The 24,240-nt window shown below is 35.9% G+C and carries 20 protein-coding genes and 2 pseudogenes; 2 read left to right on the top strand and 20 right to left on the bottom strand.

Going from position 1 to position 24,240, the window contains the following annotated elements; translation table 11 throughout:
• Positions 1-396 precede the first annotated feature (396 nt).
• Positions 397-585, top strand: coding sequence for a hypothetical protein (locus tag BAQ48_RS25795; RefSeq protein ID WP_000461143.1), 189 nt, complete (start codon positions 397-399; stop codon positions 583-585).
• Between the two features lie 507 nt (positions 586-1,092).
• Positions 1,093-1,860, top strand: coding sequence for a GNAT family N-acetyltransferase (locus BAQ48_RS25790; protein WP_071713266.1), 768 nt, complete (start codon positions 1,093-1,095; stop codon positions 1,858-1,860).
• Positions 1,861-2,138: 278 nt separating this feature from the next.
• On the opposite strand, the gene mutL is transcribed toward BAQ48_RS25790, so the two are convergent.
• The 20 genes and pseudogenes from mutL to ymfI all read right to left on the bottom strand — a co-directional run bounded on the left by mutL (position 2,139) and on the right by ymfI (position 24,189).
• Positions 2,139-4,082 carry a DNA mismatch repair endonuclease MutL gene (mutL, locus tag BAQ48_RS25785; protein WP_071713265.1) on the bottom strand — a complete coding sequence of 648 codons (1,944 nt, stop codon included), beginning with the start codon at positions 4,080-4,082 and terminating at the stop codon, positions 2,139-2,141.
• 8 nt (positions 4,083-4,090) lie between these two features.
• Positions 4,091-6,763, bottom strand: a complete 2,673-nt coding sequence (mutS, locus tag BAQ48_RS25780; protein WP_071713264.1) for a DNA mismatch repair protein MutS — start codon at positions 6,761-6,763, stop codon at positions 4,091-4,093.
• A gap of 181 nt (positions 6,764-6,944) precedes the next feature.
• Positions 6,945-7,487 carry an outer spore coat protein CotE gene (gene cotE / locus BAQ48_RS25775; protein WP_001288800.1) on the bottom strand — a complete coding sequence of 181 codons (543 nt, stop codon included), beginning with the start codon at positions 7,485-7,487 and terminating at the stop codon, positions 6,945-6,947.
• A gap of 125 nt (positions 7,488-7,612) precedes the next feature.
• The gene (locus BAQ48_RS25770) at positions 7,613-8,044 is read right to left on the bottom strand and encodes a YlbF/YmcA family competence regulator (protein ID WP_000870462.1); all 432 of its coding nucleotides are present in this window, start codon (positions 8,042-8,044) and stop codon (positions 7,613-7,615) included.
• A gap of 3 nt (positions 8,045-8,047) precedes the next feature.
• Positions 8,048-9,577: a tRNA (N6-isopentenyl adenosine(37)-C2)-methylthiotransferase MiaB gene (gene miaB, locus BAQ48_RS25765; protein WP_071713263.1), complete on the bottom strand. Its 1,530-nt coding sequence runs from the start codon at positions 9,575-9,577 to the stop codon at positions 8,048-8,050.
• 428 nt (positions 9,578-10,005) lie between these two features.
• Entirely contained in the window at positions 10,006-10,872 is an 867-nt protein-coding gene (locus BAQ48_RS25760) for a 2-oxoacid:ferredoxin oxidoreductase subunit beta (RefSeq protein WP_071713262.1), read from the bottom strand.
• Entirely contained in the window at positions 10,859-12,616 is a 1,758-nt protein-coding gene (locus BAQ48_RS25755; protein ID WP_071713261.1) for a 2-oxoacid:acceptor oxidoreductase subunit alpha, read from the bottom strand. The genes BAQ48_RS25760 and BAQ48_RS25755 overlap by 14 nt, the downstream gene beginning before the upstream one ends.
• A gap of 226 nt (positions 12,617-12,842) precedes the next feature.
• Positions 12,843-13,802, bottom strand: coding sequence for a dipeptidase (locus BAQ48_RS25750; protein WP_116758556.1), 960 nt, complete (start codon positions 13,800-13,802; stop codon positions 12,843-12,845).
• A 22-nt stretch (positions 13,803-13,824) separates the two neighbouring features.
• The gene (spoVS, locus tag BAQ48_RS25745) at positions 13,825-14,085 is read right to left on the bottom strand and encodes a stage V sporulation protein SpoVS (protein ID WP_000404341.1); all 261 of its coding nucleotides are present in this window, start codon (positions 14,083-14,085) and stop codon (positions 13,825-13,827) included.
• A gap of 149 nt (positions 14,086-14,234) precedes the next feature.
• A complete protein-coding gene (locus BAQ48_RS25740) occupies positions 14,235-15,029 on the bottom strand; it encodes a TIGR00282 family metallophosphoesterase (protein WP_071713259.1) in 795 nt (264 codons plus the stop codon).
• Between the two features lie 154 nt (positions 15,030-15,183).
• Positions 15,184-16,746: a ribonuclease Y gene (gene rny, locus BAQ48_RS25735; protein WP_071713258.1), complete on the bottom strand. Its 1,563-nt coding sequence runs from the start codon at positions 16,744-16,746 to the stop codon at positions 15,184-15,186.
• A gap of 481 nt (positions 16,747-17,227) precedes the next feature.
• Positions 17,228-17,650, bottom strand: a pseudogene (locus tag BAQ48_RS25730) (recombinase RecA family protein); the annotation flags it as partial.
• A 268-nt stretch (positions 17,651-17,918) separates the two neighbouring features.
• Positions 17,919-18,542, bottom strand: coding sequence for a PDDEXK family nuclease (locus tag BAQ48_RS25725; RefSeq protein ID WP_071713257.1), 624 nt, complete (start codon positions 18,540-18,542; stop codon positions 17,919-17,921).
• A 97-nt stretch (positions 18,543-18,639) separates the two neighbouring features.
• Positions 18,640-19,248, bottom strand: a pseudogene (recA, locus tag BAQ48_RS25720) (recombinase RecA); the annotation flags it as partial.
• A gap of 145 nt (positions 19,249-19,393) precedes the next feature.
• Positions 19,394-20,632 (bottom strand): competence/damage-inducible protein CinA, encoded by a 1,239-nt coding sequence (gene cinA, locus BAQ48_RS25715; RefSeq protein WP_071713256.1) that lies wholly within the window; start codon positions 20,630-20,632, stop codon positions 19,394-19,396.
• Between the two features lie 20 nt (positions 20,633-20,652).
• Positions 20,653-21,231 (bottom strand): CDP-diacylglycerol--glycerol-3-phosphate 3-phosphatidyltransferase, encoded by a 579-nt coding sequence (gene pgsA / locus BAQ48_RS25710; RefSeq protein WP_071713255.1) that lies wholly within the window; start codon positions 21,229-21,231, stop codon positions 20,653-20,655.
• Positions 21,232-21,294: 63 nt separating this feature from the next.
• Positions 21,295-22,206: a helix-turn-helix domain-containing protein gene (locus tag BAQ48_RS25705; protein WP_071713254.1), complete on the bottom strand. Its 912-nt coding sequence runs from the start codon at positions 22,204-22,206 to the stop codon at positions 21,295-21,297.
• A gap of 21 nt (positions 22,207-22,227) precedes the next feature.
• Positions 22,228-23,013: a DUF3388 domain-containing protein gene (locus BAQ48_RS25700; RefSeq protein ID WP_000574107.1), complete on the bottom strand. Its 786-nt coding sequence runs from the start codon at positions 23,011-23,013 to the stop codon at positions 22,228-22,230.
• A 138-nt stretch (positions 23,014-23,151) separates the two neighbouring features.
• The gene (locus BAQ48_RS25695) at positions 23,152-23,400 is read right to left on the bottom strand and encodes a DUF3243 domain-containing protein (protein WP_000114504.1); all 249 of its coding nucleotides are present in this window, start codon (positions 23,398-23,400) and stop codon (positions 23,152-23,154) included.
• A 75-nt stretch (positions 23,401-23,475) separates the two neighbouring features.
• Positions 23,476-24,189, bottom strand: coding sequence for an elongation factor P 5-aminopentanone reductase (ymfI, locus tag BAQ48_RS25690; RefSeq protein ID WP_071713253.1), 714 nt, complete (start codon positions 24,187-24,189; stop codon positions 23,476-23,478).
• Between the last annotated feature and the right edge of the window lie 51 nt (positions 24,190-24,240).

Raw genomic sequence — 24,240 nt, 5'->3', positions numbered from 1 at the left:
TTTGGAAAATTTCATTTTCCTTTCATTTTTCAAGTTAGATTGAATTTTCATGAGAAAAGTTTCAGTTTTTTTTCAATTCCCTTTCAGTTATGAAACAGCATTAAATGTTCCTAATAACCTGATAAAACTATAATTCCCCTGCATTATATTATCAATAAAAACCTATATAAGCCATATTATAAAAACAATTTATAACGAATATATATACAAAACTCCCTTCCCTAACAAATAAAAGAAATCATTATCATATATTTCTCCAATTGTTTTCCTTTAAAATATTTCAGTAGTTATGTAATTAATTTGTTCTAACCTATATAAATAACTAGTCCAAAAAAAATCTATATGCATATCATGTTATAGTAAAGAATTCAGGAAATCCTAAAAGGAGGCACTTTCATGTTTGAAGATAAATCTAAAATAAATTACCCATATGAATTTACTGAAACTACAACAGTTCCCCTAACAAACCCCATTGATAAAAAATTCAAGAACGGCACAGGTACACACAATTTCCCAATTAAAAAGCATTATAAAGAGCAAGTTTTATATACTGAAAAAATTAATAATAATAATAAAAATAAATAATCATATTGATCCTTATAACAATTAGCCAAATAAGAATCAATATTTGGCCATGCATAAGTTATATGTTTAGTAATGTAGCAATCTTTATTATACAATTTACGTACCTTTAAAAAGTGCTGATATACGGCGCTTTTTTATACATAGATAAATGAAAGTTATCTTAGTCTAGAACTACTTACAACCTTAAGGGTGATACACTCAAATTTAAATAAACTACAAAATCACTCCGCCATATTTCCGTTTAACAATTAACTCTACATATTAACTGTTGTCGAGGAAAAATTACCTTAACTACTTTCCTTTGATTGAATCGACTTGTCAGTTTAAGAGCATTTCGTTTCCTACTTGTGTAACAAACGGACCAGATTATTGGGAAAAGAAAACAAATCACCCAATGCTTTCTGAATATTATGGGAGGATGTACATACTGTGAACACTGTATATTTAGTGTTTAAGTCAACTTATAATTAAAAAATCGCGCTACATTAAATTGAAAGGTGAAAAAGTATGATTACAAATCAACAATTAGTAATAAACAATTTGGAAGAAAAATTAAAAGTATTTACTCATGCAGTTAGCGGAGAATTTACACAAGAAGAAGATTTCGTCATAGCAAATACAGAAATTCCTACTGATACGTTCAATGTAGTATTACCGAAATCTCCAAATATCAAAAATGCAGTTAAGATTAAACATGGTATCGATAATTTTTTTGATAAAAAATATCCCTTTAGCATTTGGATTGATGCTCAGTATTTAACTGAGGACTGGACAAAACTTATGCAAGAATATGACCAAAAAGAAGCAGAACGTAATGTAATGATGAAACTTGAAAATACGCTTAATGTTGGGCAAAGGATTTCCAATCAGCTTATAATTACTAATGTAAAAAATAATGAAGAACTTTTGAAATATAGCGGAGTATTTATGAGCCTATTTGAAGGTACACCCGAAAAAGATGCATTAGAAAATTATTTTAATAAGTTTTCACAAATGAAATTAGGTTCAGAAGTTCAAATGTTTATTGGATGCATAGATGAAATGCCTGTAACTACTGGTTTATTAATAGAAAGCAAAAATAGTTATGGTATTTATGATGTGATGACAAAAGAAGCATTTAGAGGTAAAGGAATTGGCAGTGAAATGTTTCAGTTTCTTCTAAATCAAACAATGGATAAACAAAAGCCAGTTGTATTACAAGCTTCAGATGCCGGAAAAAATATTTATAAGCGATTTGGATTTATAGATGTCGGAGAAATGGTTGTATTTGAATAAAAGGTTTTCTTATTTAGCTACAAGGCAGGATTGTTGAGCAATATAGGTAGGAAATAATCCAACTTCTTATAAAAAAATGACCAATGGAAACCATTAAGGGCGTGTTTTGATCAATCTTTTTTCAAAACACGTTTTTTCTTTTTGTTTGTTTCTCAAGGTTATTTGCATTCATTTGAACAAGCTTTATTCTAAAACAACAATGGAAACAAAAAAGATGTTTTCGGTATTATACCGAAAACATCTTTTAAGTACTTTATTTTGAACTCAATACATTATCTCTACATAACCCTCTTAAACATCTTCTCCAACTCATAAGTAGAATGATGTACAAGAATCGGCCTTCCGTGCGGGCATGTGTATGGGTTTGTTGTTGTACGAAGTTCCTCAAGTAAAGCAAATATTTGATCGTTCGTTAAATACTGATTTGCTTTAATGGAAGCTTTACAGCTCATCATGATAGCAGCTTCTTCACGCAGTTTTTTAATATCAACCTTTTTTAGTTTAACGACTTGTTCCATCATTTCGTCGATAATTTCTGTTTCTTGTCCTTTCGGGAACCACGTTGGATGCGAGCGAACGATAAAGGATTGATGGCCGAATTGCTCCAAGAATAGTCCAACTTTTTTCAGTTCTTCTAGCTGCTCTTCGACACGTAAAAATTCAGTAAGCGATAAGTCAATACGGTATGGTACAAGTAGTTCTTGTACTTCTTGTGCTACCCTTCCTACTTTATCACGGAAGTATTCATAATTAATACGTTCCTGCGCGGCATGCTGGTCAATCATATATAAGCCTTTATCATTTTGAGCGAAAATATATGTTCCATGCATTTGTCCAATTGGATAAAGCGGTGGTAAATCATTACCGTTCATTTCAATCTCTTTTATTTCCTGAACTTCTTCTTCTAATTCCTCTAACTCAAAGTCTTCATCGTTACTGCTCCATGATTTCTCTTCTCGAATCGGTTCTTGAATTATAGGTTTAGTAGATGGCTGCCAACTTTGTTCTTCTCTTACGAGCGACTGTGGTGGTTGCCATTCTTGCTTCGGCGGTTGCCACAGTTGTGCTGGCTGTTTCACAGCCAGTGGTTCTTCTTGTTTTTCATCCATGCCAGTCGGTAAAACGATGTTTGGCATAGATGGTTCTTTCGGCTTCGTATGCTCAAACTGGAATTGTTCTTGCACACTTTCATCTTTTTCTTTTTTCTTCGTTGTTACACCTGCATCTGGAATGAGCTGTATTTTTTTGAATGCTGCTTGCAAAGTTTCTTCGATCAGCTTTAGTAATTCTTGTTCTTTACTAAAACGAACTTCTAATTTCGCTGGATGCACGTTAACGTCAACTAGCATTGGATCCATTTCAATCGATAAGAAGCCGATTGGATATCGTCCGACTGGCAATAATGTATGGTATCCTTGCTGAACGGCTTTCATTAATACGAAATTTCGAACGTAACGACCATTTACGATCGTTGACATATAATTTCGAGATGCTCTCGTTACTTCTGGTAATGTTACATAACCTTTAATTGTGAAATCTAAAGATTCAGCTTCAATTGGAATAAGCTTCTTCGCAACTTGAATGCTGTAAATCGATGCAAGTACTTGTCTTACATCACCATTTCCTGATGTGTGAAGCAATTTCTTTTCATTATGAAACAGCTTTAACGATACTTCTGGGTGTGACATTGCGATACGATACACGATATCTGTAATATTCCCAAGCTCTGTATGAATGGTTTTCATATATTTAAGACGCGCTGGTGTATTAAAGAATAAGTTTTGTACTGTAATATCTGTTCCTTTTCGGCTCGCTGTTTTCTCCTGCTTTATAATGTCTCCACCTTTAATCATAAGGTGCGTACCAGGCGCATCACCTGTGCTAGTGATTAATTCTAATTCACTAACTGAGGCAATACTCGGCAATGCCTCACCACGGAAACCGAGTGTTCTAATGCGAAACAGATCGTTCTCATCTTTAATTTTGCTCGTTGCATGTCGTTCAAAGGCGACAATACAATCTTCTTCTGCAATGCCATCTCCATTATCAATGATGCGAATTTTTGATAAACCAGCTTCTTCTAAGTGGATTTCAATAGATGTACTATTCGCATCGATAGAATTTTCCACAAGTTCTTTTACGACTGAAGCAGGGCGCTCTACTACTTCCCCTGCCGCAATTAAGTTAGAGAGTTGGTCATCGAGTTTGCGAATTTTCCCCATCTACTTACTCATCCTTTCTTTAACTTTTTCTGTAAGCGATACAGTTCGTTCATCGCTTCTAAAGGTGTCATATCAAGTAAATCAATTTTTTTAATTTGTGCAAGTACTGCCGTTTCTTTTGCATCTAGAACTGGCTTGTCTTGTTTTTTCGAAGACTGTTCTCCACCAAAGAATGATAATTGTGATTCTTCTTCAGTCTCTACTTTCGCCCTTTGTACTTCTACTGGCTCTTCTTTTACAACTACAGGTTCTGGAGCAACTTCTTGTACTGTCACTTCTACACGCTTTGGAATAATAATTTCTTCCTGTCCTTCTAGTTGTGCTAACACTTCTTTCGCACGAGCGATTAAACTATCTGGAAGCTCCGCAAGTTGTGCAACATGAATTCCGTAACTTTTATCAGCTGCTCCATCTTGAATTTTATGAAGGAATACTACTTTTCCGTTCTCCTCAATTGCTGAAACGTGTACATTCTTCAGTTGATCTAGACTTTCTTCTAGCACCGTCAATTCATGATAATGCGTAGAGAATAACGTTTTCGCACCAATTTGGTCATGAATATGTTCAATGATTGCTTGTGCAAGTGCCATACCATCATACGTAGATGTACCGCGTCCAATTTCATCGAATAAAATTAAACTTCTTTCTGATGCATTTGCAATTGCATTTTTTGCTTCTAACATTTCGACCATAAATGTACTTTGTCCTGATATTAAATCATCCGCTGCACCAATTCTCGTAAAGATTTGATCAAATACAGGTAATACTGCTTCTGTTGCTGGTACGAAACAACCGATTTGCGACATAACCGTTACAAGTGCTAATTGTCTCATATACGTACTTTTACCAGACATGTTCGGTCCTGTAATTAAAAAGACATCCATCTTCTCTGGCATAATACAATCATTCGGTACATACAATTTCCCGTTCAATACTTTTTCAACGACAGGATGACGACCATCTTTAATAAAGATTTCACGCTTCGTTGTTAGTACAGGTTTTACAAACTGTTCTTCTTCACTAACTGTCGCAAAACTTTGCAGTACATCTAATTCACTAATTACTTTCGCTAAATGCTGTAATTTCGGAATGAAGACTTTTACTTCTTCACGAAGCGCTGTAAATAAATCGTATTCTAGTTGTACAATTTTTTCTTCTGCTTCTAAGATTAACGTTTCTTTTTCTTTCAGTTCATCTGTAATGAAACGTTCCGCATTAGCAAGCGTTTGTTTGCGTTCGTAGCGGCCTTCTGGAAGTGCTGCAAGATTCGCCTTCGTCACTTCAATGTAGTAGCCGAAAATACGGTTGTACCCGATTTTTAACGATTTAACTCCTGTAATATCACGCTCTCGTTTTTCAAGCTCAGCGATCCACGTTTTTCCGTTTTTACTAACGTAACGATATTGATCAAGCTTGTCATTATAACCGTCTTTAATAATATCTCCATCTTTAATAGAAAGCGGTGGGTTTTCTTGAATACTTCTTCCTAGTAATTCAGTTAAGCTCTCACATGGATCCGCTCCTTGAATTAACCTTGCTGCATAAGCATTATCTAACAAACTAATCGCTTCTAAAATAGCTGGTACTTGAAGTAAAGATCGTCTTAACTGTAATAAGTCCCGTGCATTCACATTACCAAATGCAACTTTCCCTGCTAAACGTTCTAAATCATATACTTCTTTTAGTTTTTCTTTTAAATCTTCACGTAAGAAGTAATCATTTACAAATGTCTCAACCATTTCTAAACGCTCTTCAACTTTTTCTTTCTGAATAAGTGGACGTTCCATCCACTGTTTTAACATACGACCACCCATAGCTGTTTTTGTTTTATCTAATAGCCATAATAATGATCCTGTTTTTTCTTTCGTTCGAAGTGTTTCTGTCAGCTCTAAATTTCGCTTTGAATGCACATCAATTTTCATAAATTGATTCGTATAATAAATTTCTACTGGTTGCAAGTGATCTAACGAACGTTTTTGTGTTCTTATTACATAGTTAAATAAGCGTCCAATTGCTTTAATTAACTTTGCTTGTGAAACATTTTTCACAAGATGTTCTAATCCTTCCGGAATAGTTGTTGCATCTTCATACGAAATCGTCATTTTTAATGTTTCAGTTAACTTTTTTAGTTCATCTTTAGAAAAGGAAGAATCTACAACAATTTCTTTCGAACCAGTTGCATACACTTCTAATAAAATATCTTCTACTGAACCTGTTAACAACGTTACTGTATTTTGTCCAGTCGTTAAATCATTACAAGCTAAAGCATACGATCCATCTTCAAAATGTGTTAATGCTGCTAGGAAGTTATTTTCTTTCTCATCAATCGTACGCCCTTCCATCATCGTTCCTGGCGTAATTAGTTGTACTACTTCACGGCGCACTACACCTTTAGCTGTTTTTGGATCTTCCACTTGCTCACAAACAGCTACTTTATATCCTTTTTCAACAAGTTGTTCAATATAATTTTTAGCTGCATGATGCGGTACACCGCACATCGGTATACGATCACTACTGCCACCATCTCGGCTCGTTAATGTAATTTCAAGTTCATGAGCTGCTTTAACCGCATCTTCAAAGAACATTTCATAAAAATCACCTAAGCGGAAAAATAAAAAGGCATCTTGATAGTCTGCCTTAACCTTTAAATATTGCTGTATCATAGGCGTATATTGCGTCATACTTTTCCTCCATAATTCTTACATAATAATCTATTTTCATATATGTCACATTTCACGGACACTCTTATCTCCTATTTCAGGAGTCTTTCTTCATTATAGCACATTTCATAAGGAATCATGTTCATTCAAGCACCACTTATGTAAAGTAAAAAGCTAGGAAGAACTTCTCCCTAGCTTTCTATTACTCTTCTTCTGCATCAACGATAAAGTTCGGGTCTAACTCTTCAAACTCATCATCATCGATTTGGAAATCTTCGTCTGATTCTACACAACCTTCAGGATTTACACTTACACAAATTTTCGTTTCGCCAACTACTTCTGTTACAAATTCACGTTCTACAGTTACAACAATTTTATTACCGTTTGGTGACACAAGAGCTTCTAAACAATTTGGCGGCTGAATAACACGAGCGATAATTTCTAAATCATCACCAGAAAAGTTTTTATCACGATAGCCAATGCTTACTTCATCCGTGTAGTTCACACGTTCTGTTACAACTTCTGTCTTTGTATTGCCATCAAATGAATACCAAGTGTTCACATCATAGAAACCTTCAATTTCCACATGCTTTCCGTTCTTTCTTGCTTCATACGAGTGGTTAATTACCCAGCACCCTAAAATACTTGTTGGCTCATTATTCGATTCACATGTATGCGTTGACTTTGTATACTTACGTCCTTTTCCAACCACTGCTTTTGTAATAATCTCTCTAAATTCGGACATTCGTAACCCTCCTCAATCACTATTCACTTAATCATATGCGTGACAATAGCGGAATGTGTCATTCTTTTTTCGAGAAGAACTTACGTTTAATCCACTAAAAAAAGAGATGTCAATTCGACATCTCTTTAACAACCACAATTTCCTTTTTTACTTTCTACCGCTGCGCCCGTTTCACCCTTCAATACATCGCCATTAGTTGAAATTAATATTTCATCTGTTACGTTGTTAGAAATCGTACTTGCAACTAGCTGTAGTAAGTCATTTACGTATGTTTGTGAAGATTTAAATTCTTGTACGACTGGGATACTATCTAACTTATCTTGCAGGGCATCAATTTCAGCTTCTACTTTTTTCAAAGCTTCCCATTTCCCGTAATGTTGCAAGTTTACTGCTTGTTTTTGCAGTGCTTTAATTTCATCAATTGCACGCTTTACATTTTCATTTTTATGAATTTGCGCCTCTGCTTTCTTAAAGAAATCAACTTCTTCTGTTTCAGAAATCATTTTTGCTAATTCTTTCGCTTGCTCAACAATTTCATCTTTCGAATATACTTTCATCTATTATTCCACCTCAATCGGCTCTTCAACTAATTCTCCGTTAAGAGACCAAGTTTTTGCATCCGTTACTTTTACTTTCACAAGCTGACCAATTAAAGATTTTGAAGCGACGAAGTTTACAAGTTTATTAGTACGAGTATAACCTGCAAGTACTTCCGCGTTATTTTTACTTTCCCCATCAACTAACACTTCTACAATTTGCCCTTTATAACGATTGTTCTTTTCAATTGCCAATTTATTTACTAATGCATTTAAGCGTTGAAGACGTTCTTTCTTCACTTCCATCGGTACGTTATCTTTCATTTTCGCAGCTGGTGTACCTTCGCGCGGTGAATAAATAAAGGTAAAGGCAGTATCAAATCCTACTTCACGATATAGCGACATCGTTTCTTCAAATTGCTCATCAGTTTCATTTGGGAAACCGACGATAATATCAGTTGTTAATACCGCATTTGGAATTGCTTCTTTAATTTTTCTTACAAGCTCTAAATAATGCTCACGTGAATATTTACGCGCCATAATTTTTAACATATCTGTACTTCCAGATTGAACCGGTAAGTGAATATGTTCTACTAAGTTTCCACCTTTTCCAAGCACTTCAATTAAGTGATCATCGAAATCGCGTGGATGGCTCGTTGTAAAACGAATACGAGCTATATCAACTTTACGGAGTTCGTCCATTAAATCGCCTAGACCGTATTCTATATCTTCAAAGTCTTTACCATATGCATTTACGTTCTGTCCAAGTAACGTAATTTCTTTATAACCATTCGCAGCTAAATGACGAATTTCTTGGATAATGTCTTCTGGACGCCTGCTTCGCTCTTTTCCACGTGTATACGGTACGATACAATATGTACAGAACTTATCACAGCCATACATAATATTTACCCAAGCTTTAATATCACCACGGCGTACTTTCGGAAGGTTTTCAATTACGTCCCCTTCTTTTGACCAAACTTCAACTACCGTTTCCTTCGAGAACATTGCATCTTTTAGAATGTACGGTAATCTATGAATATTATGCGTTCCAAACACCATATCTACATGCTGATTTTTTTGCATAATTTTATTTACAACAGATTCCTCTTGAGACATACAACCACATACACCAATTAAAAGGTCCGGATTTCTTCGTTTTAGTGATTTTAAATGACCTAGTTCACCGAACACTTTATTTTCAGCATTTTCACGAATGGCACAAGTATTTAATAATACTACATCTGCATCCTCAGTTGAAAAGGTTGGCTCATATCCAAGTGCAGTGAAAATACCAGCCATTACTTCAGTATCATGCTCATTCATTTGACAACCATATGTACGAATATAGAACTTTCTCCCTGTACCAAAATTGCGAAACTCTTCAGGTAAGCCAAAATCCCGTTCAATTTTAACTTCTTCTTTCCCTCGCTTTTTCGCATCTTTTAAGGATGGTGGTTGGTATACATTTTCAAAGTATTCGCTATAATCTTTCTCTTCTTTTTTCGTAGAGGAATTTGCTTGTTGACTTGCTAATCGTTGTTGCTCGTTCATCGGTAATCTCCTTTCACCCTTAACTATACACACTCTATAGTCCATTTTAATGCGCCTAGACCCACCTCAAAAATGGTTAGATAGCTTGAGAGATAACTTGTCCTTTGAAACTTGAGTAATCAATCTAATCATCCGTAAGAATGAAGTCTTCCCCACACAAATAGACATTCCCTTTTTGTATTTCTTTTGTCCTACCCAAAAGCATATTGCTTTATCCCTATAAACATTACCATAGTATGAAGCGTTTCGCCAATTTTTACAAAGAAGAAGGCTTATCCTATTATTACATTTCCTAGTTAATGAACATGCAATTTTCATACAACGATTTATATATTATTTTACCATTCTGAATTTTCTAAGTAAATATAACTACCTTATATTTTTCCTCATTAAAAAAGGTTGCCAAATGGCAACCTGCTCTTCTTACATTACATAAATTCAGCAACAAGTTCATCAAACATTTTCTGATCCATATTTAAATCAGATTTCACTAAAGGCTCTTCACTATAGCCTTTTACAAGTTCTTGGTATGAAGGTTGCGCTGTATTTTGATAAATTAAACCTGTTACTAATCCGTTATTTTCCATTAACGTTTGCATTGCCATCATGCGATTAGACGGATCATATCCCTCTACTGTACTTAGTTTTGTTAAATTTTCTTTAAACCAATCGTAAGTATTTACTTTATTGTAAGTAACACATGGGCTGAATACGTTAATTAATGAAAATCCTTTATGGTTAATACCAGCTTCAATAATTTGTGTTAATTCTTTTAAATCACTTGAAAAACTTTGCGCCACAAATGTTGCACCAGCCGTTAAAGCCATTTCCATAACATTTAGTGACGGTTCAATTGAACCTTGTGGTGTACTTTTCGTTTTAAATCCAGCTTCACTACGTGGTGAAGTTTGACCTTTTGTTAATCCGTAAATTTGGTTATCCATTACGATGTACGTAATGTCGATATTACGACGAATAGAATGGATTGTATGTCCCATACCGATTGCAAATCCATCACCGTCACCACCTGATGCGATAACTGTTAAATCACGATTTGCCATTTTCACACCTTGTGCAATTGGAAGGGCACGACCATGAATACTATGCAAACCATATGAATTAATATAACCTGAAATACGACCTGAACAGCCGATACCAGAAATAACAGCAAGTTCATCTGGGTTTAAGCCAACGTTAGCTGCCGCACGTTGAATTGCAGCTTGCACCGAGAAGTCTCCGCAACCTGGGCACCAATTTGGTTTTACACTGTTACGAAAGTCCTTAAATGTTGCCATTTAGTACAACCCCTTTTTTGCATTCGTTGTAAATCTCTTTTGGCAAGAATGGGTTTCCATCATATTTTAAAAGACTAGAAATTTTCTCACCATTACCAAGATTCATTTTCATAATGTTAGCAAGCTGACCTGTTGCATTGTTTTCTACAACTACAACGCGCTTCGCATTTTTCACAAGTGGATCGATTTCAGCTGTAGGGAACGGGTGAATTAAACGCACATGAGCATGGTTTACTTTCATACCCTCTTGTTCTAAACGCTCCATTGCCTCTTCGATCGCACCACGAGTTGAATTAAATCCAACAAGCAATACGTCTGCTTCGTCATGCTTAACATTTTTATAAACAGGGGTATTAAACTTCAAGTTATCCATTTTACGGAAACGTTTGTCCATTTGATCTTTACGGTTTATTGCGGATTCAGAAGGTTTACCCATTTCATCATGTTCTACACCTGTAACATGGTGAATACCATTTTTCATACCAGGTAGAACACGTGGTGAAACGCCATCTTCTGTTACTTCATAACGCTTGAAGTATGCTTTATTCTCACGTTCTGGTATTTCTATGTCTAAATCAAGCTTACCACGGCGAATTTCCACTTTATCTAACTTAAGTGGTTCTACAGTTTGTTTCCCTAAAGAAAGCTGTAAATCTGTTAAGAAGATAACAGGAACTTGATATTCTTCAGCTAAGTTAAACGCTTCTACAATATCATAGAAAGCTTCTTCAACTGTACTTGGTGCCATTACGATTTTTGGAATCTCACCATGCGTACCGTAAATCATCGCCATTAAATCAGACTGCTCTTGTTTCGTTGGTAATCCCGTACTTGGACCACCGCGTTGTGTATCAACAATTACTAATGGTGTTTCTGTAATACCCGCTAAACCAATCGCTTCCATCATTAAAGACAGACCAGGACCAGCAGACGCTGTTAATGTACGAACACCAGCATAGTTTGCACCGATTGCCATTGTACAAGCTGCGATTTCATCCTCAGTTTGGATTACTGTTCCGCCAACTTTCGGCAATTTTTTAATTAAGTATTCCATAATTTCAGATGCAGGCGTGATTGGATATGCTGACATAAAACGAGCACCACCAGCTACCGCACCAAATGCGATTGCATCGTTTCCAATCATAAACATACGTTTCTGACCATCAGCTTTTTCAAGCTGCATCATGTTTACTTTCTCACCTAGCAATTCTTTCATATATTGAGAGCCACGTTTAATTGCGTCCATATTTTTTTGAACGACTTGCTCTCCTTTACGACCAAAGATCTCTTCAACAACATCTAAATAAGCTGTTTCATCTAATCCTAATACCGCACTTGACGCCCCAACTGCAACCATGTTTTTCATTAATGATGTGCCTAATTCTGAAGCAATGTCTGTAAACGGTATCACATATAAATTCACATCTGTGTTGTCAGGTATTGTTGGATTAAATTTCGCATCCGCAACTACAATCCCACCCGGACGTAGTTCATGGAAATTAAAATCAATTGTTTCTTGATCAAAAGCAATTAAAATGTCTAAATCATCTGAGATCGCGCGTACTTCTGTTGTACTTACACGAATTTTATTATTTGTATGGCCGCCTTTAATACGTGATGAGAAGTGGCGGTAACCGTATAGGTAATATCCTAATCGGTTTAATGCAATACAGAAGATTTCTCCTGTACTTTCAATTCCTTCACCTTGTTGGCCTCCAACTTTCCATGAAAGTTGACTAATCATCTCCTACACCCCTTTTGGCTGCATTCATTGTAGTGTATTTTTTTACAGTAATAGTTTAGCATTTTTTATGCAAATAAACTACAACGGACGCAAATTATGCCTCTTCTGATTTCCCTGAATCTTTAGTATAAAGCTATTTCGTTTTTCATTCTAGTATTAGGTCTTAAAAAAATCAATAATATCAAATGAATTTATTTTAATTTTTCTGAATTTTTAAAACAAAAACTCAAAAACTGATATGTTCAACAAAATTATCGTATAAAAACCGTTCGACCATAGATGCATCATAGTGTTTGTAAAGCTCATTAACTACATTTTCATACTCTCTATATGCAGTTAAATCTACAACCGTCTCCAAAATCCCATCAAAGTCTGAACCAAAGCCTATATTCTTTTCTCCACCTAAGGAACAAATATATTCAATATGTCTTACTATATCTGTTATATTTGCCTGTCTTTCGCTCGTTAAAAATTGTGGTACAAAAGTAACGCCAATCACGCTATTTTTCTTTATGAGTGCTCTAATTTGTTCATCATTTAAATTACGTGGATGTTGACAAAATTTATAGCAATTTGAATGAGATGCAATTGGGTTTTTAGCAATTTCTATAACATCCCAAAAGCTTCTTTCATTCAAGTGAGACACGTCGGTCCATAAATGTAACATATTCAGTTCTTGTACAATATGTTTCCCAAAGGTTGTTAAACCCGCTCCACGCGTCTCTAGCGCACCGTCAGCTAATAAATTGGCATAGTTCCATGTCAGCCCAAAGGAACGCACTCCCAATCGATAAAACAGCCGTAATTTCATTGCATCCTTTCCAATGGCTTCGCAACCTTCTAATGTTAACAGCGCTCCAATCTCGTCCTGTTTTAACATGTTAATATCATCTTTTGTCTGAATAAACTTCACACCCGGTAATGATAAAATTTCATTATAAAAAATATCTACCATTTGTAATGCCACTTCAAATCGTTTTTCATATAGCACCGTTTCTGGCACATATATAGCAAAACATTGTATACTCCCTTTTCTTTTCTTTAATTGTTCCAATGTAATATGTAATTGCGGATCGTTTTTAAAATCCTTTTTCCCCTGTGCACTCCATAACTGAAAGAGTACATCACAATGAGCATCAAAAATTTTCATTTCCATTCCTCCATTATAAAAACAACCTGTTTGCATACTGCAAACAGGTTGTTTAAACTTAACGAGGTTCTACAATTAATTTTATTGCTGTACGCTCTTCCCCATCAATCATAATATCTGTGAACGCTGGGATACAAATCAGGTCCAAACCACTAGGCGCTACAAATCCTCTTGCAATTGCTACTGCCTTTACCGCTTGGTTCAATGCACCTGCACCAATGGCTTGAATTTCTGCTGTTCCGCGTTCGCGAATAACACCTGCAAGTGCACCAGCTACAGAATTAGGGACCGACGTTGCTTTAACTTTTAATATTTCCATTCCGCGTTTCCTCCTCGTTTCTATAAAAAGTATTAGCAATTATTTCACTTTAACTTATATTCACGAGGAATGACGCGTATTCCTGCTAAATTTCTGTAATTTTTCTAAAAAATTAAAAAATAATAACTTTTCTAATTTTAACCTAGAAATTACTCAAAAAATGGTTGATCATCATTAATTAAGATACGTTGAATTTTCTTAGCTTTTCCTGTATTAGGATCCACATCAACTAGCACTGCACTTAATTGTGTTCTACCAGTTGTCACTTCAAATCGTACTGGTAAGTTTGTTAAAAACTTCTTCAATACTGCTTCTCGATCCATACCTAAAATTCCATCGTAGGGCCCTGTCATACCAACATCTGTGATATATGCCGTTCCGCTTGGTAAAATACGATTATCTGCTGTAGGAACATGTGTATGTGTACCTACTACTGCTGTAGCACGACCATCAACATACCAACCTAACGCTTGTTTTTCACTTGTAGTTTCCGCATGGAAATCAATAAAGATAATATTCGTACGTTTTTTTGCAATGTTTATTAATTCATCCACTTTACGGAATGGGCAATCAATTGGAGGAAGGAATGTACGTCCTTGTAAGTTAATAACTGCAACTTCTGTTCCATTACAGTTCACAAAGATAAGTCCTTTTCCTGGAGTTCCTTCTGGGAAGTTAGCTGGTCTTGCAAGATATTTTGCATCATCAATAAATTCAAATACTTCACGGTTATCCCAAGCGTGGTTTCCAAGTGTAACCGCTTGTGCCCCGCATTCTAAAAAGTTTCGATATATTTTTTCCGTAATTCCACGTCCACCTGCTGCATTTTCTCCATTAATAATGGTTACTGTAGGTGTATATTTCTTCTTTAATGCCGGTACGTATTGTTGAATCATACCTCTACCAGGAGATCCTACTACATCCCCAACAAATAATATTCTCATATGTCTTACCCTTCCTATGTACTACATTTTTTATTACTATAGCTTCAAGTGATTCCCTTACAATATATGTATTATAAGTTTGTTTCACTTGTATGCTAATTTCCTTTATTTTAACCAATTCCAACACAAAAAAATAAAGTGGTGTTTCACCACTTTATTTTGCGTATTCCACTGCACGTGTTTCACGAATAACAGTTACTTTAATATGTCCTGGATAATCCAGTTCATTTTCAATACGTTTTCGAATATCACGAGCTAAACGATGAGCTTCTAAATCATCAATTGTATCTGGTTTTACCAGAATACGAACTTCTCGTCCTGCTTGAATTGCGAAAGATTTTTCTACGCCTTCATAAGACTCTGAAATCTCTTCTAACTTTTCAAGACGACGAATATAGTTCTCAAGCGTTTCACTACGAGCTCCAGGTCTTGCAGCTGATAATGCATCTGCTGCTGCAACTAAAACTGCAATGATAGAAGTTGGTTCTGTGTCCCCGTGGTGAGATGCAATACTATTTATAACTACAGGATGCTCTTTATACTTCGTTGCGAGTTCGACACCAATTTCAACGTGGCTACCTTCTACTTCATGATCAATCGCTTTACCGATATCATGTAATAGACCAGCACGTCTTGCTAGTTTTTCATCCTCACCAAGCTCTGCTGCCATAAGTCCAGTTAAATATGCAACTTCCATAGAGTGTTTTAAGACGTTTTGTCCGTAACTTGTACGGTATTTTAAACGACCTAAAATCTTAATTAAATCTGGATGTAATCCGTGAACACCCACTTCAAACGTTGTTTGCTCTCCGACTTCGCGAATATACTCGTCCACTTCACGTCTTGATTTTTCGACCATCTCTTCAATACGCGCTGGGTGAATACGTCCGTCCTGTACTAGTTTATCAAGAGCGATACGAGCTGTTTCACGACGAATTGGGTCGAATCCAGAAAGGATAACCGCTTCTGGTGTATCATCAATAATTAGGTCAATACCTGTTAACGTTTCTAACGTACGAATATTTCGACCTTCACGTCCGATAATACGTCCCTTCATTTCGTCATTTGGAAGATTTACAACCGAAACGGTTGTTTCAGCAACATGATCAGCTGCACATCTCTGCATTGCAAGAGATAAGATTTCTTTTGCTTTCTTATCCGCTTCTTCTTTCGCACGAACTTCACTTTCTTTTACCATTACGGCAATTTCATGAGAAACTTCATTTTCTACTTTACCAAGAATAATTGCTTTCGCTTGTTCGCGTGTCAGATTGGAAATGCGCTCTAATTCTGTTTGTTGCTTTTGAACTAACTCTCCCACTTTGCTTTCCAACTCTTCAATCTGTTGTTGTCTCGCTACAAGAGAATCCTCTTTCTTTTCTAACTGTAGCTCGCGTTTATCGAGCGTTTCGTCTTTACGATCAAGGTTCTCTTCTTTTTGCATTAAACGATTTTCTTGTTTTTGTAATTCGCTTCTACGGTCACGAATTTCTAATTCAGCTTCTGTACGAAGTGTATGAATTTCATCCTTTGCTTCTAAAAGCGCTTCTTTCTTAAGTGCTTCAGCCTCACGATTCGCTTCGTCTAGAATACGTTTCGCTTCATTAGCTGCACCATTAATCTTCGCTTCAGCAATAGACTTTCGAACAAAAAAGCCAACAACTGCACCGACTGTTGCAAGCAAAATGGAGATGAGTATCCAAACTGTACTACTCATGATTTCACCTCCCCTTGCTATGAATGAAAAAAGACTGTCGGCATGTACATTGAATACCAACATACAGCAAAGACCGTCGTCCCACTTTTTTAAGGGACTTTCTTCATTTCACAATTAAAATGTCATATTATTATTTCGGCAAGATTTAAGTCTTACTCCGAATATTACTTCTCTTCTTGAGAAGAGTGTTTCGTATATAAGAAAAAATATACATTCTCATTGTATCTATCGCAATTTTCATTGTCAAGCGTTGTCTACTTTTACTTTCTTTACCTTCAGCCCTAATTCATATATGAATTTAAAAAGCAGACAGCATATTATCCTGGAAAACCTTAGTAAATTCCAGTTTATTCATATAAAACATGCATATATTCCTCTTTATACATAGCCTTTTAAGCAGATTAAATATTTTCTCTCCAACGATATACAACGCTTTCATAATAATTAAAAATAAAAGACACGGGACCGTGTCTTTTATTTTTTAATCTTGAAGATTTGAATCTTCCGTGTCTTCCACACCAGAGTCTTCACCAATTCCGTGATGATCACGAACAAAGAAGGCAATTTCCTCTCTTAAATCCGTATTCTCTTTTAAGAATTGCTTCGAATTTTCACGACCTTGCCCTAAACGCTCTTCATTATAAGAGTACCAAGCACCACTCTTTTGAACGATATCAAGTTCAGAAGCCATATCTAAGATTTCACCTTCTCTTGAAATACCTTCTCCATACATAATATCAACTTCAGCAACACGGAATGGTGGTGCTACTTTATTCTTAACTACTTTTACTTTCGTTTTATTACCAACGATGTCGTTACCTTGCTTTAATTGCTCCGCACGACGTACTTCAAGACGAACTGTTGAATAGAATTTCAACGCACGACCACCTGGAGTTGTTTCTGGCACTATCTATAGATTTTCCATCTCTATAGTCCGGACTATCTCTTCATCTCTTTACAGAGAGCCTTGCACTTCCAGCAGTAGCCTATCACCTGCCGTACCCTACTCAGTTAACTAAAAGTCCTTTTCGGTAGTCTCTACACCTTCCCCATATCACTATGGAGCTTGGCACGGTATTACCCTAAATAATGGTGGGCTTCACCGTTAGCAACTATATGAATAGTTACACCCTTAGGCAATAAGGTTCACAAGGTTTTTTAACATGCTATCACTAGCAAGGGAAACCCAAGGTAAACTCCTTAATCTTTTGCAAGACTTTTTCTTTATTTGCTAGCTCTTCTTCATGTATAACAAGATATTTATAACAGCTCTCTTCCATAAATAAAAGTTTTCTTTTATCTCGTTCTTTTATTTTCGGGAGTGAGTGTGCCCATTTCCCATGGACATCTAAACAATATTTTCTACCTAAGTAGAAATCAATAGACCACTTATCGATTCTTTTTTGCTTAATGAACGCCAAATCTAAGCTTAACAATATCTCTTCAATCTGTTGTTCCAGTAAAGTATCATAATTTTTCTTTCTGACCTTTACATTAAGCTCTTTTCTCCTTTTAGCAACACATGTATCGGACACACCATACTTAACGGCAATGTCAACATGTGATAAATATGGATTTTTCAACTCTTGTTCAACTTCTGCGGTTTTAGGTAAGTAAATCTTCCTATGTCTGTTTCTTTTAATTCCGAGTAGCTTTAATATTTCACCTACTCGCCTTTCATCAAGATTAATTTCTTTACCTATATCTTTTAATTTTCTATCCGCATGTTTCACAATAAAATCCACTTGCCATTGTTCTATTTTTCGATAAGTTCTATTTCCAATTGTCACTGCCACTTTAATCTCTCCTTATAAGAAATCCCTTATAAAGACTTAAATGAGGAAGACAAATAAAGATTCAAGTACTACACACTGATTAAGCAACTTGTAGTTGATTTCCAAACATAACCCCAACTTTTTCACGAATTTGGTTAATAAAGATTGCGATTGTTTTTGATTTATTAATTGCACCTGAAAGTTTACGAAGTGCTTGAGACATTAAACGAGCTTGTAAACCTACGTGTGAGTCACCCATGTCTCCTTCAATCTCAGCTTTCGGTACAAGAGCTGCTACAGAGTCAATTACAATAATATCAACCGCACCACTTCGTACAAGTGCTTCTGCGATTTCTAAACCTTGCTCCCCTGTATCAGGTTGTGATAATAGTAATTCATCTATGTTAACGCCTAATTTTTGTGCATATACAGGATCCATCGCATGCTCCGCATCAATGAACGCTGCTTGTCCACCTTGACGCTGTACTTCAGCGATTGCGTGTAATGAAACTGTTGTTTTACCTGAACTTTCAGGTCCGTAAATTTCAATAATACGGCCACGTGGGTATCCGCCTACCCCTAGTGCCACATCAAGTGCTAAAGAACCACTTGAAATTGTAGAAACTCTACGCTCCGCTTGTTCTCCTAATTTCATAATTGAACCTTTACCGAATTGCTTCTCTATTTGTTTTAACGCCATATCTAATGCCGCTTGACGATCACTCATTCAAAATTCCTCCTTAACTGAATTGCTAATCTTATTATACCTATTTTCAATTCAATTTGCCAACAAAAATCGAACATTTATTCGATTTTTTTATTTTCCATTAAATAAAACTGCATTTAACCATTAAAAAAAAGCTAAAAGAGACTTATATCTCTTCTAGCTTTTTATACAAATGATAAAATCCATATTTTGCTGAGCGTTCCCTAATTTGTTGACGACTTCCGCTTAAATTAAGAGAAAAGACTACAGTTTGTTCATCCTTAATCGCCAATCCAACAAATACTGTTCCCGGCTCTTTATGTTCTGAAGCATCTGGTCCTGCTACCCCAGTGAAACTAATTCCGATATCCGCTTTTAATAATTCTTTAACATTTTCAGCAAGATAACGAGCACATTCTTTACTAACTGCACCATCCGTATGCAATATTTCTTCAGGCACATGCAAAACATGCTGCTTCACATCATTATGATAACAAATGACACCGCCTTTAAATACGGAAGATACACCCGAAATTTCTGTTACTTGATTTCCGAAAAGACCACCTGTTAAACTTTCCGCACAAGCTAAAGTTAATTCTTTTTTCTTCAATAACTCTATTGCCTTATAATGCAGAAATTCTTGGTCATATCCGTAGAAAAATTCTCCTACTCTTTCTAAAATCAAATCTTCTATACGCTGAATGAGTTTCTCCGCTTCCTCAGCATTTTGATGCTTTGCAGTTAAACGTAATGTCACTTCTCCATCATTTGCGAGTGGGGCGATTGTCGGGTTCGTTTGTCCATCAATTAAATCTTGAACTTTCACCTCTAATTGAGATTCCCCAATCCCGAAGAAGCGAAGCACACGAGAATAAATGTTTTCTCCCGTTGTAAAGTTACGTAAAAAAGGCTCTACATAACTTACATACATCGGCTTCATTTCTTTCGGTGGTCCTGGTAACAAAATATAAACTTTTCCGTTCTTATTTAACCCCATACCAGGCGCCATACCGTGATCATTGGCAAATACATTTGCTCCATTCAAAACAAGTGCCTGCTTTTTATTATTTTCAGTGAACTCACGACCTGTACGCTTAAAATAATCGCTTATTGATGCTAATGCCTTTTCATCATATACAAGCTCTTCTCCTAAGCTAGACGCAATTGTTTCCTTCGTCAAATCATCTTTTGTCGGGCCTAATCCACCTGTAAAAATAAGCATGTCCGCACGTTCTTCCGCAACTTCAATCGCCTGCTGTAATCGTTTGTTATTATCCCCAACTACAGTATGGTAGTACACGTTAATTCCGATTGAAGCTAACTTTTCAGATAAAAACTGGGCATTTGTATTTGCAATTTGTCCAAGTAATAATTCAGTTCCAACCGCAATAATCTCAGCATTCATCCCAATTCCCCCATAAACTTCTATTTTGAGTTTACAAAAGCAGCTCTATTTTTCCAGAAATAATCCCATCCTGAAATAACAGTAAAGAATAATGCAATCCATATAAAAATATCAGCAACCGGAATATGGATTAAATTTAAAGGTACATCGTGTAATAAATATGCTGCAATCGCGATAATTTGTGTCCAAGTCTTAATTTTCCCTAGCTGATTTGCTGCAACTACTTCTCCTGTTCCAGCAAGTACAAGGCGTAAACCTGTTACTGCAAACTCACGGCTTATAATTACAATAACAATCCAAGCAGGTACATATTGCATCTCTACTAACGTAATAAGTGCCGCTGAAACAAGTAATTTATCCGCTAACGGGTCAAGAAATTTCCCTAAATTCGTTACAAGATTATACTTTCTTGCGTAATGTCCATCGATCCAATCTGTAGCTGAAGCAACAATAAAGATAAGTGCTCCTACTAAATGTTGAATTGGTAAATCAACATTACCAATTGTGTATGAACCCCAATTAAAAGGCGCTAACATAATTACCATAAAAATTGGAATTAAGAAGATTCTAGATATTGTAATTTTATTTGGTAAATTCACAGCTATTCCTCCATCATATCAAAAACATTTGTTCATTGAAAAAAGTCATCGAAGCGATGACTGTTATTGTGCAGGTTGCTCTATCCCTAGATTTTTAATCAAGAATTTTTGGTGATAATTCTCTTCTGGATTCAATGGGAATGTAACGACTTGGCCATTCAATTTAAATTCAACATTCGGTGCACTTCCTATATTAAGGTTTACCTCTTTCGCTGTTGATAAATCATATTTTTGGGTCTGGCCCGCCTGTATAATACCGCTAAAGATATCATTTCCTGCCTCATTTTTAATACCTACATAACTTGCATCTTTTGTTATAATTTCCAGCTCTAACGTTTTATTATTATGAATTTCCAAAGTAGATACATTACCACTTGTTCCAACTACTTTCACTTCTTGTTGTCCCGTTGGTTGTGTTGGTTGTTCCTCTTTCTTTGGCTCTTCTTTTTTCGGTTCTTCTTTCTTTGGTTCTTCCGCTTTCGCTTCTTCTTTCTTCGTATCTAACGGAGAGTTTTCCGCTTTTTTAACTTCAATTTTCTCACTTTGAGCACTTGGAACTTTCTCATCATTTTTTCCAGTTAACGCTTGAAACACAAACCAAATTACCACTCCACATGCGATTACTAACAGCGCAACTAAGATTTTCGGCATATGATCTGCAATTGGCCATGATGAAGATTTTTGCATTGTTTCTTGTGTTTTTTGTCCAGTTGATACTTGTGGGACTTCACGCTTTTCAGATTGTGGTATCGTACTCTGATATTCTACAAGCAGTTCCTCTCCATTTAATCCAACAGCATCTGCATATTGTTTAATGAATGCACGCGCATAAAAAGCTCCCGGCAATACATCATAATTGCCTTCTTCAATCGCTACTAAATGACGTTTTTGAATTTTTGTAATCTCATGCAGCTGATCGATAGACAAGCCTTTCGCTTCTCTTGCTTCTTTCAGCTTTTGTCCTAATTCTGTCACTACTAACACCTCAATATTTCTTTAAAAGTCGAACATAGAGAAATTATTTTGCGTACCTTGCTCAATTTCATCTACTAAATTATATTGAATTTCTTCATCATAATCGTTACGTAACTCGATAATATAATCAAAATCATCCAATGTATATTCTGACTGACTCACAAATACATCAGGATGCTCCACAACTTTTGTTGCAGGCAATCTCATAATTTCACGAACAAGCTGCCAATGTCTTTCATTTGCACGCTTTGTTGACACAATTCCATCTAGGATGAAAATATTGTCGTCGCTATACTCATCTTCAATCAATTGACTACGAACAGTTTGCTTAATAAGAGTAGATGATACAAACAACCATCTTTTATTTGCACAAACACTTGCAGCAACAATGGATTCTGTTTTTCCAACACGAGGCATTCCTCGTATCCCAATTAGTTTATGGCCTTCTTTTTTCATTATCTCCGCCATAAAGTCAACAAGTAAGCCTAATTCATCACGTACAAATCGAAATGTTTTCTTATCATCTGCATCTCGTTGTATATACCTACCATGTCTAACCGCTAGCTTATCTCTTAGCTTTGGCGGACGATATTTCGTTACCGTTATGTTATCCATCGTATTTAAAATTGATTCAAGTCTAGAGATTTGCTCTTGATTATCACACATAAGGAGTAAACCACGCCTTGCATTATCCACACCATTAATTGTGACAATATTAATGCCGAGCATACCGATTAACGAAGAAACGTCACCAAGCAAGCCAGGTCGGTTTTTATGTATTTCATATTCAAAATACCATTCAATCATCCAAGATCACTCCCCTTGCTTACTTTACACCTACGTACTATATTATATGATTTCACCTTAATAGGGAAGCTAAATGTATAATCTAACCCGCGTAATTATTATACAAAAAAAGTAGAGAGGAGAATCTCCTCTCTACTTTTACTTATGTTGCACAAACTTAACCATTAAATTTGCGATTGTGTGTTGCTCTTGTTCATCAGCAACTTTCCAAAGCTCGGCTAATAATTTTTCTTGGTCATTACGTCCTTCTACTTCATTAGCAAGGTAATCACCAACACGGAATGCCATATCTGATACCGCGCCACCATCTAAACCTTTTCCTTGCGCTTGCTCTAAACGGTCTCCTAAGAAACTCTTCCACTGATCGAAATTTTCTAATACTGACATAATTAAGCACCTCACTATTGAGTAATAAAATCATGCTTAATTTGTACAATTTCTCATTTTTTATGTAAGAATTTTTTAGCAATGCCAACCGCCATTCACTCCGATAATTTGCCCAGTTATGTAAGATGACCCTGATGATGCAAGGAATGACACTGTTTTTGCTACTTCTTCTGGTAAACCGATTCTACCTAATGGTATGTCCTCAGCAATTCCAATTTTATCCTCTTCAGAAAAAGCACTTAACATTTCTGTTTCAATTGCACCTGGTGCTACTGCATTTACACGTAATCCACTTAAAGAAACCTCTTTCGCTAAAGCTTTTACGTATGAATTTTGGGCTCCCTTTACCATGGAATATAGCACTTCACAAGAAGCACCTATTTGCCCCCATATAGACGAAACAATTACAATATTGCCATCTCTTCGTCCAATCATTGACGGAAGTGCCATTGATAGTAGCTTATAGACACTTTTCACTTGCAGTTCCACCATATAATCCAATTCCTCGTTCGTTACATCTGTTACAAGTCCAAAGATACTCTTCCCAGCTGCGTATACGATAACATCAATAGGATGTTCAATTTGTTCCCACAATTGCTCTGCCCCATCACTAGAGGCTAAATTCGCTTTTACAGGGATTACTTCCTCCCATTCCTTTTGTAACTCTGTTACCTTCTTTTTATTGCTATTGTAATGAACATATACTGTATATCCATCCTGAATTAATTGTTTTGAAATAGCAGAGCCAATTCCTCCGCTCCCTCCAGTTACTAGTGCATACTTTTTCATAAATTCCCTCTCTTATCTCTACAAGTTCAACTTTCACACAACTAAATAATA

It is taken from the genome of Bacillus luti (assembly GCF_001884105.1).
In the GTDB taxonomy this organism is placed as follows: domain Bacteria; phylum Bacillota; class Bacilli; order Bacillales; family Bacillaceae_G; genus Bacillus_A; species Bacillus_A luti.
Note: the sequence above shows the minus strand (reverse complement) of the source record. Positions and strands in the feature narration are given on the sequence as shown.

Excerpts from the sequence above, each read along its gene's own strand:
- BAQ48_RS25795 (WP_000461143.1), top strand. The coding sequence starts at position 397 with ATGTTTGAAGATAAATCTAAAATAAATTACCCATATGAATTTACTGAA.
- BAQ48_RS25790 (WP_071713266.1), top strand. The coding sequence starts at position 1,093 with ATGATTACAAATCAACAATTAGTAATAAACAATTTGGAAGAAAAATTA.
- mutL (WP_071713265.1), bottom strand. The coding sequence starts at position 4,082 with ATGGGGAAAATTCGCAAACTCGATGACCAACTCTCTAACTTAATTGCG.
- mutS (WP_071713264.1), bottom strand. The coding sequence starts at position 6,763 with ATGACGCAATATACGCCTATGATACAGCAATATTTAAAGGTTAAGGCA.
- cotE (WP_001288800.1), bottom strand. The coding sequence starts at position 7,487 with ATGTCCGAATTTAGAGAGATTATTACAAAAGCAGTGGTTGGAAAAGGA.
- BAQ48_RS25770 (WP_000870462.1), bottom strand. The coding sequence starts at position 8,044 with ATGAAAGTATATTCGAAAGATGAAATTGTTGAGCAAGCGAAAGAATTA.
- miaB (WP_071713263.1), bottom strand. The coding sequence starts at position 9,577 with ATGAACGAGCAACAACGATTAGCAAGTCAACAAGCAAATTCCTCTACG.
- BAQ48_RS25760 (WP_071713262.1), bottom strand. The coding sequence starts at position 10,872 with ATGGCAACATTTAAGGACTTTCGTAACAGTGTAAAACCAAATTGGTGC.
- BAQ48_RS25755 (WP_071713261.1), bottom strand. The coding sequence starts at position 12,616 with ATGATTAGTCAACTTTCATGGAAAGTTGGAGGCCAACAAGGTGAAGGA.
- BAQ48_RS25750 (WP_116758556.1), bottom strand. The coding sequence starts at position 13,802 with ATGCAAACAGGTTGTTTTTATAATGGAGGAATGGAAATGAAAATTTTT.
- spoVS (WP_000404341.1), bottom strand. The coding sequence starts at position 14,085 with ATGGAAATATTAAAAGTTAAAGCAACGTCGGTCCCTAATTCTGTAGCT.
- BAQ48_RS25740 (WP_071713259.1), bottom strand. The coding sequence starts at position 15,029 with ATGAGAATATTATTTGTTGGGGATGTAGTAGGATCTCCTGGTAGAGGT.
- rny (WP_071713258.1), bottom strand. The coding sequence starts at position 16,746 with ATGAGTAGTACAGTTTGGATACTCATCTCCATTTTGCTTGCAACAGTC.
- cinA (WP_071713256.1), bottom strand. The coding sequence starts at position 20,632 with ATGAATGCTGAGATTATTGCGGTTGGAACTGAATTATTACTTGGACAA.
- BAQ48_RS25700 (WP_000574107.1), bottom strand. The coding sequence starts at position 23,013 with ATGATTGAATGGTATTTTGAATATGAAATACATAAAAACCGACCTGGC.
- BAQ48_RS25695 (WP_000114504.1), bottom strand. The coding sequence starts at position 23,400 with ATGTCAGTATTAGAAAATTTCGATCAGTGGAAGAGTTTCTTAGGAGAC.
- ymfI (WP_071713253.1), bottom strand. The coding sequence starts at position 24,189 with ATGAAAAAGTATGCACTAGTAACTGGAGGGAGCGGAGGAATTGGCTCT.